This is a genomic window from Hymenobacter miniatus (genome assembly GCF_016427455.1).
In the GTDB taxonomy this organism is placed as follows: domain Bacteria; phylum Bacteroidota; class Bacteroidia; order Cytophagales; family Hymenobacteraceae; genus Hymenobacter; species Hymenobacter armeniacus.
Map to the genome: position 1 here is coordinate 265,524 of NZ_JAELXR010000001.1, position 16,398 is coordinate 281,921.

Below are 16,398 nucleotides of genomic sequence, written 5' to 3' on the forward strand. Positions count from 1 at the left end.
CTCAGTGCTTTACTAAATCTGCAAACTGAAAACCAACTGGTTAATGATGGAAACTCCTTCAATAGAGCGCATGATTGAACGGTTGGCGAAAAGCTTGCGTAAAAAACTGGCGCCAACAGAGTTGACGGCATTAGCTCAAACCTTTATTGAAGCAGGCACCCAAGCAGTGCGTGCACAAATCGGTTCGGCACTTGAAGCAGCACAAGCCGTGGACTATGCGCGGCAATTGAGTGAAGCCGGGCGGATGCAACTGGCCCGGCGCACTACAGGCCATCCGAAAAAAAGGCTGCAGAACCGAGAATGGGCGCGTCTGGACCGTGTTCTGGGCGAGCATCAGGAAACGTTGACGAACTGGCCGGGCGTGATAGGTATTGGCTTGGGACACCGGGTAAAGTCCGGTATTTGGCAGGCGGAAAAAACAATCACGGTATATGTGGAACGCAAACTCATGGATGCGGAGCTGGGCAGCCGGCTGGCGATACCCACCACATTGCGCGCTGCAAATGGTGATGCGGTGGGCGTTGACGTGGTAGAGTTTGGCAAGTTTCGACGCAACACCAGTGGCGGCAGCAGCCTAGGGCAAGGCAATAGCCGAGGCACATTGGGCGTATTGGCCCAAGACAACGCCTCGGCCAGCATGGTTGCCCTAACGGCTCAACATGTGGTGGGGGATGATACTCCTCCGGGACTAGAGCTGTTTGCGCCGTGGCCCCAAACCAGTACTTCGGTACTGGTGGGCCGGTTTCTGCGCGGAACCATGCACGAAACCGATGCTGCCGCCATCGAAGTGGCCGACCCGGATACCATGATTGACTACATCCCGGAAATCGGCCGGGTTAATGGTTGGCGGCCCGTAGTAGACAGTGACCGGGGCATGCCCGTGTGGATGTACGGGGCTGTGTCAGGGTACCAGCTCGGAATGATACAGTCGCTGCACAACTACCTGCCCCAAGAAGACCTGATTGATGCAATTGTGGTGCGCATTCAGGCCAGCCCAGGCGATTCGGGGGCAGTCATACTTGACCGGCAAAACTTGGTTCTGGGGCTTTTAGTGGGGGGCAGCGACGGTTCCGATTTGCAGGTTTTTACGCCCATCAGCTTAGTTCTCGACCGGCTTGCGTGTCAGATACCAACTCATTAATCCTGGCTTTTGCGATGAAAAACAACTACTTATTTTCCCTGTGCGTGGCCCTCCTGTTAGGCGGAACGAACTCAGCGAGAGCACAGGCGGTATGGAAAACAACCATTAAGAAAACCGGGAATAGCTACCAGTTCCTGAACAACGCAGGCTTTGACCCGGCGCGTAGCAAAATAGGTAACACCGATAAGCAGGTGTTGGAAGTAACCTGCGATGGGCTGAATTGCGATAAACTCACGGCGCAATTAAAAGGCAGTGCACCGGCAGGAGGGGGCTCCCCCGTGGTGGTTCAGTTGGCTCCAGCGAGCGGTGCCACTGGCGCTACGGCGCGGTTTGAGTTGAGCGGAGCCACCATAGACCCAATGCCTGCCCGTCAGGCCACTTTACTATTTTTCGATAACGGAACACCAACGGATGCAAAAGCATCCATAGAAATAAACGTTGCTCCTCCCGAAACAGGAGGAGCGGACTGCGATGTGGCCGCCGACGACCCGGCTACCGATGCGGAGAAAGTGGCTTTCGCAAAAGCGCTGTACGATGACGCGAACAACACGGCTACCTTCATTGTGTCACACACCGGCAATGTGTTGTATCGCCCGGGCGACGTGATAGACGAGGATGATAAAATTGTGATAGTAGTGCGCGGGCCGCGGACCGAATTAGATAAGTTATTGGTACAACGCAAATCCGCTTTCCGGGATGTGGGCGTGTACCGGGTGGTCGGCGAAGGCACGAACACCGATGCCTTTATCAGGAAGGCGGCCAAAGTGTCTGACTGCGGGTTGGCTAGGGTTGAATTGGCTGATTTCGCGCCGGGCAGGGGGCAGGTGCAATTGTCACGGTTGGGCACCAACGGCGTCAGCACTCCGCTCAGCGACTTTGATTTCGGCGTTCACCCGCTCTACCAGGGCGCGCTTTCTTTTGGTCCGGTTTGCTCTTGGCTAACGGACCGCTCGTTTGGCACTGTAGCCAAAGGCGCCGACAACGTCATCACAGTGACCGAACAAGCCCCCCAATTGCACTACGTTTTCTCTTATACTCATTACATCTGGGGGCGCCGCGACGTCGAAAAGCGGAGAACGGGCGTTCCGTTGTACCAGCGTCTCTACCCCACTTTTGGGTTGTCGGTCGAAAATACCCTAAAAAATGCCTACGTAGGGGCTACCTACGACGTCTTCGGCAGCTTATTCTACCTAACAGCCGGTTGTCATGTTGGCCGCGTTACGGTGGTAGACCCCAGTTCGGGACTAGGTATTGGGTCCGTGTTGCCCACCGGCGTAAGTACAGTTCCTACGCGTACCGAAACCCAGTCTGATTGGTATGTAGGGGTTAGTCTCGACTTAAGGGCTGCCGCCAAGTTGTTCGCTGCCTTAGGTTCCGGCGCCGCCAGCGGTGCTGCGTCGCGCTAAAACATAGTTGGCCAAACTGTTAAGCCTGTATTCAACTAATCGGAACGGCCCGCCGGAATTGCTTCTGGCGGGCCGTCTTGACAAGACTGTTGCTAATAAGAATACAGACTACCCCAGCTTTTTATACCGCACGCGCTTCGGTTCCACGTCGCCCAGGCGCTTGCGCTTGGCTTCCTCATAATCCGAGAAGTTGCCCTCAAACCACACCACTTCCGATTCGCCCTCGAAGGCCAGGATGTGCGTGGCCAGCCGGTCCAGAAACCACCGGTCGTGGCTGATGATGACGGCGCAGCCGGCGAAGTTCTCCAAGGCGTCTTCCAGGGCCCGGATGGCGTTCACGTCCAGGTCGTTGGTGGGCTCGTCGAGCAGCAGCAGGTTGGCGCCCTGCTTGAGCGTCATGGCCAGGTGCACGCGGTTTTTCTCGCCGCCGGAGAGCATGGCCACCTTCTTCTCTTGGTCGCCGCCGCCGAAGTTGAACTTGCTCACGTAGGCGCGCGAGTTCACCGGCCGGCCGGCCAGCAGCATGGTTTCGGTGCCGCCCGTGATGGCGTCGAACACCGATTTGTTGGGGTCCAGCGTGTCGTGCTGCTGGTCGATGTATGCCGTCTGCACCGTGGGGCCTACTTCGAAGGTGCCCGCGTCGGGCTGCAGTTGGTCGGTGATGAGGCGGAAGAGCGTGGTTTTGCCCGCGCCGTTCGGCCCGATGATGCCCACAATGCCGCCCTGCGGCAACGAAAAGCTCAGGTTCTCAAACAATAGCTTGTCGCCAAAGGCTTTGGTGATGCCTTCGGCCTCAATGACCTGCGCGCCCAGGCGCGGGCCGTCGGGGATGAACAACTCCAGCTTTTGCTCCTTGTCTTTGGCTTCTTCGCTGGCCAGCTTGTCGTAGTTGGCCAGGCGGGCCTTGCCCTTGCTCTGGCGGGCTTTGGGCGACATGCGCACCCATTCCAGCTCGCGCTGCAGGGTTTTGGCGCGCTTGCTTTCCTGGTTTTCCTCCTGAGCCAAGCGGGCGGTTTTCTGCTCCAGCCACGAGGAGTAGTTGCCTTTCCACGGAATGCCCGAGCCGCGGTCCAGCTCCAGAATCCAGCCGGCCACGTTGTCGAGGAAGTACCGGTCGTGGGTCACGGCAATCACGGTGCCTTTGTACTGCTGCAGGTGCTGCTCCAGCCAGAACACGCTTTCGGCGTCGAGGTGGTTGGTGGGTTCGTCCAGCAGCAGCACGTCGGGCTCCTGCAGCAGCAGGCGGCATAGTGCCACGCGGCGCTTCTCCCCGCCCGAGAGGTTGCCGATAACGGCCTCCTCGGGCGGGGTGCGCAGGGCATCCATGGCCCGCTCCAGCTTCGAGTCCAGGTTCCAGGCGTCGAGCTGGTCCAGCCGCTCCTGCACCTTGCCCTGGCGGTCGAGCAGCTTGTCGAAGTCGGCGTCTTCGGCCCCGAAGGCCTCGTTGATTTCGTCGAACTCCTTGAGCAGGGCCACGGTTTCGGCCACGCCTTCTTCCACCACCTCGCGCACGGTTTTGGTGGGGTCGAGCTGGGGCTCCTGCTCGAGGTAGCCCACCGAGTAGCCCGGCGAAAACACCACCTCGCCCTGAAACTGCTTGTCGACGCCGGCAATGATTTTCAACAGGCTCGACTTGCCCGAGCCGTTTAAACCCAGCACGCCAATTTTGGCGCCGTAGAAAAACGAGAGGTAAATGTTCTTGAGAACTTGCTTCTGGGGCGGGTAAATCTTACTCACGCCGGCCATGCTGAAGATGATGGTCTGGTCGCTCATGGGGAGTTGGGAAGGGCTGATGGACGAATTGCAAGCGCAAAGAACGGCAACCACGGCTTGTGGGCCATGCGCCGGCCGTCGGGTTTTCGGGGCCGTGCGTCGGTGGTTCCCGGGCGTCAAACCCGGTTTCGGGCACGTTTCCCCGCGGCTACATCATTACATCACCTTTTTACCGTAAACTTGTATTCCCTTCCCAATCCATTTTTCAGCCACTTCACCCCTTTTCACCGCTCTGCCCCGTATTCCGCACTCCTACCCACGAGCTTACACATTAGTATGGAACCAACCGACCACTTGCTGGCCGAAGCCCAGCGCTACGGCTACGTGGAAGCCGGCGGCGTGTGGCTGCGCCCCGTGCTTGCCCAGCCCGCCCGCCAGATAGGCCTGGTCAAAGAAACCGACGAAGCCGCCCTCCTGTATTTTGCCCAACGCTTTGAAGCCCTGCGGGCAAAAGTAGATTCGCTGCTCGTGAAAATGGAGGCCAGCGACAACAAAGGTTCCTTTCTGATGAAGGCGCTGCACCTGAAAGAGCAGCTGCTGACCTACGATGGCCTGGGCGACTTTGCCGCCTTGCACCGCCGCCTCACCGAAGCCGAAGAGGCCATCGCGGTGACGGTGGCCCAAAACCGCGAGAAAAACCTGGCCACCAAGCTCGGCTTCATCCAGGAGGCCGAGGCCCTGCGCGACAGCGTGGAGTGGGTGTCGGCCAGCGAAAAAGTGAAGGACCTGCGCCAGGGCTGGCTCAAAACCGGCCCCGTCGACAAAGCCATGACCGACGAGCTGGAAACGCGGTTTCAGGCCGCCATTCAGGAGTTTTTTGACCGGCGCAAAGCCTTTCAGTCGGATAAAAAGGCCATGGTGGCGCGCGTGCAAAACCGCTACCGCGAACTCATTCAGCAGGCCGAAAACCTCAAGAACTCCGACCAGTTCGAGGCCACCTCGCGGCAGCTCAAACAGCTGCAGCAGGCCTGGCGCGAAGTAAACGGCACCCTCCCCAAGAAGCAGGCGTCCGAACTCTGGACGCGCTTCCGGGCGGCCAACAACCATTTCTTTGAACGCCTCAAAGCGCACATTGCGGCGCAGCAGGCCGCCGGCACCGGCGCCGCCGCCACGCCCGAGCAGCTGCTGGCCCGCAAGCGCGCCCTCGCCGAGCGCGCCGAGGCCCTCATGGCCGTGCCGCCCCAAGAAGCCATTCATCAGGCCAAAGCCCTGCAAGCCGAGTGGAAACAGGTAGGCACCGTGCGCGGCGAAGAGTCGGACCGTATCTGGCAGCGCTTCATGGTGGCTTGCGACAAGATATTCGAGCTCAGCGCGTTGGAGTACCACTTGCGCAAGCGTGCCGCCACCGAGGCCGTGCCCACGGCTCCGGCCGAGCGCGCCCGCTACCGGGCCAGTACCCTGCGCGAGCTGCTCAAGGACGACCAAGCTGAGCTGGCCACCCTGCGCGACAATCTTGACAAGCTGAGCCCCAGCGCCGCCAACGACTCGTTCCGGCAGATGCTGCAAACCAAAATCCGGTCGTTTGAACGCAAAATCCGCACGAAAGACGACCTGATTGCCTTGTTTAACCAGCAAGCCCAGGCCGCCGGCTAAAACTTTGGGCCGCATTTTGCGTTGCCGAGAAGGCCGCCGGAATGCCGCCGTTTCGGGCTTGTATCTTGCCCGGAAATAGTTACCTTCGCCAACCTTTTTTTATCCGCCTCCCTATGTATTGGACACTCGAACTGGCATCTTATCTGGAAGATGCTCCCTGGCCCGCCACCAAAGACGAACTGATTGACTTCTCCATCCGCTCGGGCGCGCCCATGGAAGTGGTGGAAAACCTCCAAGCCCTGGAAGACGACGGCCAGCCCTACGAGAACATCGAGGAAGTGTGGCCCGACTACCCCACCAAAGAGGACTTCATGTTTAACGAGGACGAGTACTAGAACTACTGACTGCTAGGAGTTACTGTTGGACGATTGACGCGACGCGAGCCTGTTGATGCACAACAATCCGTCACTCAACACGCAACACTCACCCCTCAACATGCAACAACTGGTTGCGGGCTACCCCGGCAGGGTGCTGGTCCGCAACCTTTTTTTGTGCCTGCCCGAGCCGGCTTTCGTGGCCGTGGTGGGCCACAACGGCAGCGGCAAAACCACTCTTTTCCGGGTGTTGACAGGGCAGCTGGCCTACCAAGGCAGCGTGCAGCTGCACGGGCACGAGGTGCGCGCCCTGCGCCGCGCCGCAGCCGCCGGCCTGCTGGGCTACCTGCCCCAGCGCGGCAGCATCGACTTTGCCATTGCCGTGCGCGAGCTGGTGGTGATGGGCCGCTACCGCCACCACGGCCTGCTAAGCGCCTATTCGCCGGCCGACTACGCGCTGGCCGATGCCGCGCTGGCCCGGGTGGGCATGGCGCACCTGGGCCAGCGCGACTTCACCCAGCTTTCGGGCGGCGAGCAGCAGCTGGTGTGGCTGGCCCAGCTCAGCCTGCAGGATGCGCAGGTGTATCTGCTGGATGAGCCCACGCAGCAGCTCGACGTGTACTACCGCCGCCAAGTATTCAGCTTGGTGCACCAGTGGGCCACAGCGCAGGGCAAAACCGTGCTCTGCAGCACCCACGACCTCGACAACCTGCCCGAGTTGTCCGGCTATCTGCTCAATCTGTCAGAAGCAGAGCCGCAGCTGCGCCCCATTTCGGCGGCTACTGTGCAAGCGGCCCGCGCTTGCCTGGAGCAAGCCCCACAACGATAAGCAAAGCTTACTCCCGCTGGCCCGGCCGCCCCAGCAGCACCTGCCCGATAGACCGCATGAATGGCCCCGGCGACACCGAGTTCATGATGCGGAAATTGTCGGCCCATGAGGTCGTTTCGTCCAGAAAGCGAAAGATGCGTTCCACGGGGTTGCGCTCGAACAGCTGGCGGAAAATGTCCCGCGTCGTTTCGCCCCGCCGGCGCATGATGTCCAGCAGCAGCGTGTCGAAGAGCCGGAATTGCCATTGGTCGCCGGTGGGGTCAGGGGGCGGGTGGCCGGTGCTGGCCAGGGCTGTCACCAGCCGCGCCGAATGCTGTTGAATGCGTTTGAAGGCGTAGCCGGTGCTGGGCTTGGCCCGCCCGCCGCGGGTGCCCAGGTTGATGATGTGCGGGCCGTTGCGAGCCGGCAGCGGGTGGTCGGTCATCGGAATGGCGCCCACTTCTTCGGCCGCAATGCGGTAATCGGCCAGCCCCAACGTCGTGCTTAGATACTGGCGGAGGGCGGCTTCGTATTCTACTTTGGGCAGCGGGTTTTCCGAGAACAACGTGTACTCTACCAGCGCTTTGCGAGCCGAAAACGGCAGCACATACATGAACCGCGCCTCGTGGTGCTGCTCGCCGCGAAAGTCCATAAACTCCACCGTGGCGGGGTCGAACGCGTCGTGGTCGGTTTCGATTTCCCAGCCCACGAAGTGCTGCAGCAGGTAGCGGTGCTTCTCCGGTCGCCTCAACGCAGCCAAGTCCGGCGGGCGACTATCGAACGCGTAGCGCGCCCGGAAATCGCCGCAACTGCTGCGCACCCGTACGCCGTCAGCGACGTCTTCCAAGTCAATCACCGTGCCCCGCACGATGGTAAACTGGGGGTTGTCGGCCAGCGCCCGTTGCACGAAGCGGTAGTAATCCAGCCCGTTGATGGTTTTGTAGCGGTAGCGGCCCAGGTCGATGACGCGCTCAAAGCCGGGGCTGCGGAAGGCAATCTGCCGCCATTCGTGCGCCACAATGCCGTCGAACAGACCCGGCGCATCGGCCCAGAAGGACCACGTGCGGTCGTTCTGGGCCTTGGCTTCCGGCTCAATAATCAACACTTTCTTACGGGCCAGCCGAGGCTCCTGCGCAATGTGATAGGCCAGGCTGAGGCCGGCCGCCCCGCCGCCCACAATGAGGTAATCATAATCGAAAGAGGCGGCAAGAACAGGCATAGAAAAATGGCAACGGCGGGCGAAAGCTACCCACAAAAAAGCCGCTTCCGAAGAAGCGGCTTTGCATAACCACGGGCTTGCCAGACCGGTTTAGAAGTTCGGCGACAGCAGGTACTTGTGGTAGAAGTCGTCGATGATTTTCACGGCTTCGCTGGCGTCGTCCACAATCTGCACCAGGTTCAGGTCTTCGGGCGAGATGTTGTGCTCTTCGTGCAGCATCACGTCTTTCACCCACTGAAACAGGCCGTTCCAGTACGCCGAGCCCACCAGCACGATGGGGAAGCGGCTGATTTTCTTGGTCTGAATCAGCGTCATGGCTTCAAACAGCTCATCCAGCGTGCCGAAGCCGCCGGGCATGCCCACGAAGGCCTGCGCGTATTTCACAAACATCACCTTGCGCACGAAGAAGTAGTCGAAGTCGATGCACTTGTCTTGGTCGATGTAGATGTTGTGGGTTTGCTCGAAGGGCAGCTCAATGTTGAGGCCCACCGACTTGCCGCCCTCGGAGCGGGCGCCCTTGTTGCCGGCTTCCATGATGCCAGGGCCGCCGCCCGTGATGACGCCGTAGCCGTGGCGCACCAGCTTGGCCGCAATTTCCTCGGCCTGCTTGTAGTAAGGATTGTCGGGCTTGGTGCGCGCCGAGCCGAAGATGCTCACGCAGGGGCCGATTTTGGACATCTTCTCGAAGCCCTCCACGAACTCGGCCATCACCTTGAAAATCTGCCAGCTGTCGGCGATTTTGATTTCGTTCCAGTCCTTGTCCACGAAGGCTTTGCGCAAGCGCTGCTCGTCTTCCAGGGCCATGGCGGTTTCGCCGTGGGCGCTCTGGCGCATCTCCGTGATGGAGGTCAGCTTGTCGTCGTTGACGTTGGGCTGCTTGATGGTTTTGCCGCTGCCGGCGTTCAGCATTTCGTCGGCCGCTTTGGTTTTGCTGGTCTTGGGTTTTTTCAGTGTAGACATAATTGCAAGTGGAAATACCTACCAAAAACAAAATCGCCCCGAACCGGGGCGACTCAAAAGTAGGGCGTCAAAGATATTGATTTGTTAGCAAACAATCACGCTTGCCCGCGTTTTAGGGCTTGAAGAAGAGCAGTATGCCGAGCTTGCCACGGCCGCTGGCGCGCTACAATCGATTGCAGCGCTCGCGCCAGGGCCCCAGCAAGCTCAGCTTAACCCGTTGTCGCTCTTCTGGCTATCGCCTCACACCAGCTGCCGCAGCGCCATCTCGAACGAGCGCTGCGCGATGCCCGTGGCCTGCGAATTTTCCTGATGCGTGCGCTCCAGTGCGGCCCCGATGATGCGCGAAGTATCGGCAAAAATGGCCTGGTCGGTGATTTCGGCGCCGGTTTCCATGAGGTAGGCAAACACGCGGGCCATGCCGCAGTTGGCAATGAAATCGGGGATGACGGCCGCGCGCTCGTCGGCAAACACGCCGGTGGGCCCGAAGAAAATTTCCGGGTCGGCGAAGGGCACGTTGGCGCCGCAGCTTATCACTTTGAGGCCACCGGCCAGCAGCTGCTCCACCTGGTCCTGCGTGACAAGGCGCGATGACGCGGCCGGAATGAAAATATCGGCCCCCACCGACCACACCCGCTCGTTGATTTCGGCAAACGAGAGCAGGTGCTCGGCCGTCAGGGCATTGCCTTTGCGGGACAGCAGCAGGGCGCGGATTTCTTCCAGGCCCAGGCCGTCGGTGCTCAGCAGGCCGCCGGCCCGGTCGATGATGCCCACAATGCGCACGCCCTGGCCGGCCAGGTAGTAGGCCGCCGCCGCGCCCACGTTGCCCCAGCCCTGGATGATGGCGCGCTGCCCGCGCAGCTCCGTGCCGGGCCAGAGGCGGTAGTAATGGCGCACGGCCTCGGCCACGCCGTAGCCGGTGATGAGGTCGGCCACGGTGTATTTGCGGGCCAGGTCGGGCGAAAACGTGGCGTCTTCCACCACTTTCACCACGCCCTGGCGCAGCTGGCCCAGCTTCTGAATTTTTTGGGGTTCGGTGGCGCGGTAGTGGCCGTTCACCACACCTTCCTGCGGGTGCCACAGGCCGTATTCTTCAGTTATCGGTATAACCTCATGTATCTCATCTACGTTAAGGTCACCACCGGTGCCGTAGTAGTTTTTCAATAGCGGAATGACGGCGCGGTACCACCTTTCCAACACCCCGCGCTTGCGCGGGTCCTGCGGGTCGAAGTTGATGCCCGATTTCGCCCCGCCGATTGCCGGCCCCGACACCGTGAACTTGACCTCCATCGTTTTTGCCAGGCTTTCTACCTCGCGCTTGTCGAGGCCTTTGCGCATGCGCGTGCCGCCTCCGGCCGCGCCCCCGCGCAGGGAGTTGATGACCACCCAGCCTTCGGCTTCGGTTTCAGCGTCTTGCCACTCGAATACGATTTCGGGGCGCTTGTTTTCAAATTTTGTGAGTAGGTCAAGCATCGGTTGAATACAAAAAAGCGTCTTTACAAACAGGGCCGTAAAGGTACGCGGCGGCCCGGGGCCGGGCTTTTAAATAAGACGGTGTGCATTTGAAAACAAAATCTTCAAATACTGCATTATAGGAAGGAAGAATAAATCTATTTCTTCCTATTTTGCATAGTCTTTAGGAACTACCTGAGTAGTACCGCTGTATTGCACTTATTCTACGCTTCCATTTTCCTTTCACTTTTTATCGACTTCATGAAACCATTGCATTCGCGTGTTGAAGCGCAACAGTTGGACCGTGCCGCGGCTATGCTCAAGGTTCTCTCGCATCCCAAACGTTTGGCCATTGTTGACCTGCTGGGCAAAACCAAAGGCAAGGACAGCCAAATGTCCGTTACCGATATCTACCAGGCCCTCGACCTTCCCCAGGCCATTGCTTCGCAACACCTCATCACCCTCAAAGACCGGGGCGTACTGAAGTCGAGCAAAGTGGGCACCAAGATTTATTACTCGCTGGCAGTGCCGCAGCTGCTGAAAGTAATTGATACCCTGGAAGATTATTCGGGCCGGTTGTAGCCTGAGCTAGCTATAGTTGAAGGAGGCTGTTTCGCAAGAGGCAGCCTTTTTTATGCGCCCTGCGGCGCGCTGAACGCAGCGTGCAAGGCCAGCACCTGCGGCAGCAGCGGCTGCGCGTCGTCGTTGGTCAGCACGTAGTCGGCGCGTTGCATCTTTTCTTCCTCGCTGAGCTGTTTGGCCATGATGGCCCGCACGTCGGCCAGGGAGCGGTGCGGGTCGCGGCGTAGCACCCGCGCCTCGCGCACCGGCAGCGGCGCATACACCGTGATGATGCGGTCGAGCTGCTGGTACGAGCCTGCTTCGAAGAGCAGGGCAGCCTCCTTGAGCACGTAGGGGTGGCCCGCGGCCTCCTGCGCCCGAGCCCAGGCTTCAAAGTCGAGGCCTACCTGCGGGTGCACCAGCGCGTTGAGCTGCGCCAGCAGCGCGGGATTGTTGAACACCGTGCTGGCCAGCAGCGGCCGGTTGAGCCGGCCGGCGGCGTCGTAGGTACCAGGGCCAAAGGCCGCGGTGAGCTGACGGCGCAGCTCGGCCCCGTTTTCCATTAGCCAGCGGGCGCGGGAGTCGGCGTCGTAGGTGGGCACGCCCAGGGCCTGAAACAAGCGGCTGGCAATGCTCTTGCCCGAGCCAATGCCGCCGGTGATGCCAATGCGCAGCATGGTTAACGACTAAAGTGGTTGATGGCGCGACGCCGCCCGGGCGCGGCCGGCGCTGTGCTGGCAAGGCGGCTCACGCGCACCGTAGAAACGGACGGCCGCACCTGCGACGGGGCACGCAGCTCTACTTCGACATTGTCGGACGCGCCGGCGCCGTTGGGCAATGCCACGGGATAGGGGCTGGGCAACGAGTTAACCAGCGAGGCTGGCCCGCGAAAGCTGACGGTGGCGGGCGCGAAGCGCGCCCCCCGAGTCTGCCCCGAATCGGGCGCCAGTGCCAGGGGCAGGCGCCGCGTGGCGTAGCGGTCGAAGGTCAGCCGGAGGGTGTCGCCGGCCCACTCGTTTATCTGCACGCCCTCAAGCGCATTTTGGAGACCGCGGCGCCAGGCGGCGGGGGGCAGGTAGCGGGTGCCCGGCAGGGGCACGGGGCGCAGGTCGGCGGGATGGGTGCCCCAGCCCATGTTGGCGCGCAATAGCCGCCAGCCCTGGCCCGTGACGGTGACCGGCAACGCCGTGGGCAGCGGCCGCAGGGGCACGTAGCGGGCCGAGTCGTAGTGCCAGGCCAGGGGGCAGCTCACGCGCGTGGTGTAGGTCTTGTTCAGGGCGTTCATCTGCCAAAACAGGCCGGCGGCCAGCAGGCACGCCGTCACGGCCCGGTAAAAACTGGGCTCCTGGCCCGCAAAGGGCCGCACGAACCAGCGCACCAGCCGGCCCGCCCGGTTCAGCGGCCCGTCCATGGCTAGCTGGCGGCGGGGGCGTCGGCGCTGGGGCTCGTTTTGCTGCCCACTTCACGGGCAATGGCCGAGCGGTCGAAGCGCAGCTTGGTGCCGCGGTCCACTTCCACCACCACGGTGTCTTCGGTCAGGTCGACCACCAGCCCGTGCAGGCCGCCGATGGTCACGATGCGCGTGCCCTTGGTGAGCGCCTGCCGGAAGGATTTGGCTTCGGCTGCGCGCTTTTGCTGGGGCCGAATCAGGAAGAAAAACACCACCAGGCCAATGGCAACGGGGAAAATCAATTGGGTCAAATCCATTCCTCCGGCGGCCTGTAAAAATAACGTCAACAACATGGCGGTAAGCGTGAAAGAGGTGATTTAGAGGGGCTTCTTGGCATCGGCCGTCAGCACGTTGCCTTTGATGAGGATGGTGGTGATGGTGGGCTGGGTATTGGCCCGCACCGCCACCTGCTTGCTGATGATGCCTTGCTTGCCGCGGCTGTCAAACTGCACTTCCAGGGTGCCCTGGGCGCCGGGGGCCACGGGCTCCTTGGTCCAGCTGGGCGTGGTGCAGCCGCACGAAGCGGTGGCGTCCTCAATCAGCAGCGGCGACTTGCCGGTGTTGGTGAAGGTGAAGGTGTGGTGCACTTTCGTGTCGGGCTTGATGTCGCCGAAGTCAAATTCGGACTCGGTGAATTTCATCACCGGGGCGTTGGGGTTGGGCGCTTCGTTTTCGCTCACCACGTTGGGGTTGTCCACGGTGGGGTTGGCGGCCGCGTCGGAAGCTTCGGTGGCGGCGGCGTTCATGCCTTCGGTGCCCACCTCGTTCTTGTCGCGGTTGCAGGCGCCGAGCAGCAGCGCAGCAGCCAGGAAAATCTGGTATTTCATGAATGAGGTATGTATCTGGTTGTCAGCCCGAGCCCGCAGGGCTTTCTCTCCGCCGAACAAACGCTTCAGCGTGAGAAGGGCCTTCGCAGGCTCAGGATGCCAAACGATTGGTAGGCAGCAACGAGACGAGCTACAGCTTCTCGATGATGTGCTGGGCAAACTCGCTGGTGCTGGCCCGGCCGCCGAGGTCGCCGGTGCATTGCTCCGGGTGCAGCAGGGTGGCTTCGAGGGCCTTTTCAATCTGGTCGGCTTTGGCGTGCTCGCCGAGGTGGTGCAGCATCATCAGGGCCGAGCGGAGCAGGGCGCTGGGGTTGGCCTTGCCCTGGCCAGCAATGTCGGGGGCCGAGCCGTGCACGGCCTCAAAAATGGCCATGTTGTCGCCGATGTTGGCCCCGGCCACCACGCCCAGACCGCCCACCAGGCCGGCGCAGAGGTCCGACAGCAGGTCGCCAAACAGGTTGGTGGTCACAATCACGTCGAACTGTTCGGGCTTGCCCACCAGCTGCATGCACATGTTGTCGATGATTTTGTCTTCGAACACGATGCCCGGAAATTCCAGGCTGGCTTCTTTGCACGCGTTGAGCATCAGCGTGCCGGCCATCTTGATGATGTTGGCCTTGTGGGCCAGCGTCACCTTTTTGCGGCCGTGCTTGGCGGCGTAGGCAAAGGCGGCGCGGCAGATTTTGCGCGAGCCTTCCACCGTGACGCGGGCCACCGCGTCGGCAATGCCGAGGCGCTCGTCCCACATCTCCAGCCCCGAGTACAGGCCTTCGGTGTTTTCGCGGAACAGCACCAGGTCGATGCCTTCGTAGCGGGTGTGGATGCCGGGCGTGGTTTTGCTGGGGCGCACGTTCTGGTAGAGGTCGTACTTCTGGCGCAGCGTCACGTTGATGCTGCGGAAGCCTTTGCCCACCGGCGTGGTGATGGGGCCTTTGAGGGCCACCTTATTCTTTTCGAGCGACTTGAGCAGCGCGTTGGGAATCAGCTCGCCCGACTGGTCGAAGGTGGTTTGGCCGGCGTTTTGCTCTTCCCACTGCACGGGCACCTGCGCCGCGGCAAAAATATCGGTTACGGCTTTCGTGATTTCGGGGCCTATGCCGTCGCCGGGAATAAGGGTTACTACGTGCATTTTCTTTTTGTAATGGGTGAACGGGTAAACGAGTGAATGGGTGAATGGGCGTGATGGCTTGGTTTCGCATCATTCACCCATTCACCCATTCGCTCATTCACCCATTGAATTAGGCGCCCTTGCGGGAGTTGATTTGGTTGATGAGCTGGTCGACGTCGCCCAGCAACTGTTCGGCTTTGGATTTGGCGTCGGAAATCACGCGCTGGCCTTCGCTTTTGGCCGAAGACTGGCCCACGCCTTCGCGGCTGGTCACCAGGCTGTCGGTGAGGTCGGCGAGCACGGAGCGGTATTTTTCGAGCTGGTAGCTGAGCCAGGAGCGGGTTTCGCTGCCGGGTTCGGGGGCGTAGAGCAAGCCAAGGGCCGCGCCGGTGAGGGCGCCGCCCGCGAAGCACAAGATGCCGGTGGTGGTTTTGCTGGCCATGGTCGTCGGGATGATTGGGAGGTGGGAAAAGAGTTCGGGCTGAGTACGCAGAAACCCGGCCGTGGGTACAAATGTAGAACAAGGGGCCGGGCTTCGGCGCCCGGTGTTACTGGTTGTCGAGCAGGCCGCGGCCCGATTTGCGAATGTCGCCGCTGGCGGCCAAATCCGTCGCCAACTTGTCCAGAATGCCGTTCACAAACTGCTTGCTCTTGGGCGTGCTGTAGAGCTTGCTGATTTCGATGTACTCGTTGATGGTGACTTTCACCGGAATGCCGCGGAAGAGCTGCATCTCGGTGAGGGCCATTTTCAGGATGATTTTGTCGAGCAGGGCCACGCGCTCCACGTCCCAGTTCTGCACCGAGCCGGCAATGAGCTTCTCCATCTTGTCGTCCTCGATGAGCGTCTGCTTGTAGAGCGTTTCGGCAAACTCGCGGTCGTCGGCCCAGTTGGCCGAGAGGTTCATCAGCTCCTGCTTCTCGTCGGCGCCGTAGGGCAGCATTTTGAGCGTCTTCAGCACCAGGTTGCGCACAATGGGACGGTTTTCTTCCCAGTTCAAGTCGGCCGCTTCGAGCTGGCGCGGCAGGGCTTCGCCCTTGAATACAAAGTCTTTGTAGAGATGCCGCAGGATTTCCATGTCCGTGTCGTAGTCCATCTCGGGCTGGTCCACGTCCTTGCCGGCCAGGTAGGTCCGCACGGTTTCATCGGCTTTCATCTCCTCCCAGGCGGCACGCAGGGCCTCCGTTTCTTCGGCGCCGTCCCACTGCAGCTTGCGCCGGATGGTGGTGGCCTGCAGCTGCTCGTTGGCCATGAGCTTGGCAATGGCCTTGTTCTGGTGCAGGCGGTTGGCGTCCAAGGCGTCTTCGCGCGGGCCGAGGCGGCGGCGCTCCTCGCGGCTTTGCTCTTCCTCAATCACGCCAAGCAGGGCAGCGGGCAGGTTGAGCAGGTGCAGGTACTGGTCGTGAATGCTTTCGGCGCCCACCAGCAGCTGGCCGGCATAGAACTCGGCGTCCTTCTTCACCTGGTTCTGGAAAGAGTTGATGGCGTCGGTCACGGCCTTGTCCACGGCTTTGTCGTCCGTCTTTTCGGGCGTCACGCCGGTGCGGTACCACTCGCGCAGCTGGGCTTCGCCCAGCTTACGCTGGCCTTCCAGCTTGCGGCGGTCGGGGGCCTCTTTGGCCGTCAGGTCGGGCTCGAAAGCAGCCGCAATGCGGTCCTGAGCCAGCATTAAGTCCGCTCCCACCGCCTGGTGGTAGGAGTAGAGCGACTGCATGACTTTGATACGGAGGAGGCGGCGGTTGAGCATTTTGTTAGTTGTTAGTTGCTGGTTGTCAGTTGTTAGTTGCTGGT

17 protein-coding genes are annotated in these 16,398 nt (G+C 61.0%); 6 read left to right on the forward strand and 11 right to left on the reverse strand.

Going from position 1 to position 16,398, the window contains the following annotated elements; genetic code table 11:
* Positions 1-43 precede the first annotated feature (43 nt).
* Positions 44-1,141: a chymotrypsin family serine protease gene (locus JAO73_RS01150; RefSeq protein WP_198975337.1), complete on the forward strand. Its 1,098-nt coding sequence runs from the start codon at positions 44-46 to the stop codon at positions 1,139-1,141.
* Between the two features lie 14 nt (positions 1,142-1,155).
* A complete protein-coding gene (locus JAO73_RS01155; RefSeq protein WP_198975338.1) occupies positions 1,156-2,547 on the forward strand; it encodes a hypothetical protein in 1,392 nt (463 codons plus the stop codon).
* 108 nt (positions 2,548-2,655) lie between these two features.
* Here the strand turns inward: JAO73_RS01155 and ettA are convergent, their stop codons facing one another.
* Positions 2,656-4,320: an energy-dependent translational throttle protein EttA gene (ettA, locus tag JAO73_RS01160; protein ID WP_198975339.1), complete on the reverse strand. Its 1,665-nt coding sequence runs from the start codon at positions 4,318-4,320 to the stop codon at positions 2,656-2,658.
* Positions 4,321-4,596: 276 nt separating this feature from the next.
* Between ettA and JAO73_RS01165 the strand changes: the two genes are divergently transcribed.
* The 3 genes from JAO73_RS01165 to JAO73_RS01175 all read left to right on the forward strand — a co-directional run bounded on the left by JAO73_RS01165 (position 4,597) and on the right by JAO73_RS01175 (position 7,056).
* Positions 4,597-5,913, forward strand: a complete 1,317-nt coding sequence (locus JAO73_RS01165; protein ID WP_198975340.1) for a DUF349 domain-containing protein — start codon at positions 4,597-4,599, stop codon at positions 5,911-5,913.
* A 113-nt stretch (positions 5,914-6,026) separates the two neighbouring features.
* Positions 6,027-6,248: a DUF2795 domain-containing protein gene (locus JAO73_RS01170; protein ID WP_035561220.1), complete on the forward strand. Its 222-nt coding sequence runs from the start codon at positions 6,027-6,029 to the stop codon at positions 6,246-6,248.
* A gap of 100 nt (positions 6,249-6,348) precedes the next feature.
* Positions 6,349-7,056 (forward strand): ABC transporter ATP-binding protein, encoded by a 708-nt coding sequence (locus JAO73_RS01175; protein ID WP_233168619.1) that lies wholly within the window; start codon positions 6,349-6,351, stop codon positions 7,054-7,056.
* Positions 7,057-7,063: 7 nt separating this feature from the next.
* Here JAO73_RS01175 and JAO73_RS01180 read toward each other — a convergent pair whose 3' ends face one another.
* The 3 genes from JAO73_RS01180 to JAO73_RS01190 form a co-directional block, all read right to left on the reverse strand.
* The gene (locus JAO73_RS01180; protein ID WP_198975342.1) at positions 7,064-8,254 is read right to left on the reverse strand and encodes a lycopene cyclase family protein; all 1,191 of its coding nucleotides are present in this window, start codon (positions 8,252-8,254) and stop codon (positions 7,064-7,066) included.
* 90 nt (positions 8,255-8,344) lie between these two features.
* Positions 8,345-9,088, reverse strand: a complete 744-nt coding sequence (locus tag JAO73_RS01185) for an LOG family protein (protein ID WP_233168659.1) — start codon at positions 9,086-9,088, stop codon at positions 8,345-8,347.
* A gap of 366 nt (positions 9,089-9,454) precedes the next feature.
* The gene (locus tag JAO73_RS01190; RefSeq protein ID WP_198975344.1) at positions 9,455-10,684 is read right to left on the reverse strand and encodes a Glu/Leu/Phe/Val dehydrogenase dimerization domain-containing protein; all 1,230 of its coding nucleotides are present in this window, start codon (positions 10,682-10,684) and stop codon (positions 9,455-9,457) included.
* A gap of 294 nt (positions 10,685-10,978) precedes the next feature.
* On the opposite strand from JAO73_RS01190, the gene JAO73_RS01195 reads away from it, so the two are divergent.
* The gene (locus tag JAO73_RS01195) at positions 10,979-11,245 is read left to right on the forward strand and encodes an ArsR/SmtB family transcription factor (RefSeq protein WP_223827754.1); all 267 of its coding nucleotides are present in this window, start codon (positions 10,979-10,981) and stop codon (positions 11,243-11,245) included.
* 50 nt (positions 11,246-11,295) lie between these two features.
* Here the strand turns inward: JAO73_RS01195 and coaE are convergent, their stop codons facing one another.
* The 7 genes from coaE to nusB all read right to left on the reverse strand — a co-directional run bounded on the left by coaE (position 11,296) and on the right by nusB (position 16,354).
* Positions 11,296-11,901, reverse strand: a complete 606-nt coding sequence (gene coaE, locus JAO73_RS01200; protein WP_198975345.1) for a dephospho-CoA kinase — start codon at positions 11,899-11,901, stop codon at positions 11,296-11,298.
* A gap of 2 nt (positions 11,902-11,903) precedes the next feature.
* Positions 11,904-12,635, reverse strand: a complete 732-nt coding sequence (locus JAO73_RS01205; protein ID WP_198975346.1) for a YbbR-like domain-containing protein — start codon at positions 12,633-12,635, stop codon at positions 11,904-11,906.
* A gap of 2 nt (positions 12,636-12,637) precedes the next feature.
* Entirely contained in the window at positions 12,638-12,931 is a 294-nt protein-coding gene (yajC, locus tag JAO73_RS01210; protein ID WP_223827717.1) for a preprotein translocase subunit YajC, read from the reverse strand.
* 60 nt (positions 12,932-12,991) lie between these two features.
* A complete protein-coding gene (locus JAO73_RS01215) occupies positions 12,992-13,501 on the reverse strand; it encodes a DUF1573 domain-containing protein (RefSeq protein ID WP_198975347.1) in 510 nt (169 codons plus the stop codon).
* A 130-nt stretch (positions 13,502-13,631) separates the two neighbouring features.
* The gene (locus JAO73_RS01220; RefSeq protein WP_198975348.1) at positions 13,632-14,630 is read right to left on the reverse strand and encodes an isocitrate/isopropylmalate dehydrogenase family protein; all 999 of its coding nucleotides are present in this window, start codon (positions 14,628-14,630) and stop codon (positions 13,632-13,634) included.
* 109 nt (positions 14,631-14,739) lie between these two features.
* Complete coding sequence (locus tag JAO73_RS01225; protein WP_190926480.1) at positions 14,740-15,051, reverse strand: YtxH domain-containing protein; 312 nt, start codon at positions 15,049-15,051, stop codon at positions 14,740-14,742.
* Positions 15,052-15,157: 106 nt separating this feature from the next.
* Positions 15,158-16,354, reverse strand: coding sequence for a transcription antitermination factor NusB (gene nusB, locus JAO73_RS01230; protein ID WP_198975349.1), 1,197 nt, complete (start codon positions 16,352-16,354; stop codon positions 15,158-15,160).
* Between the last annotated feature and the right edge of the window lie 44 nt (positions 16,355-16,398).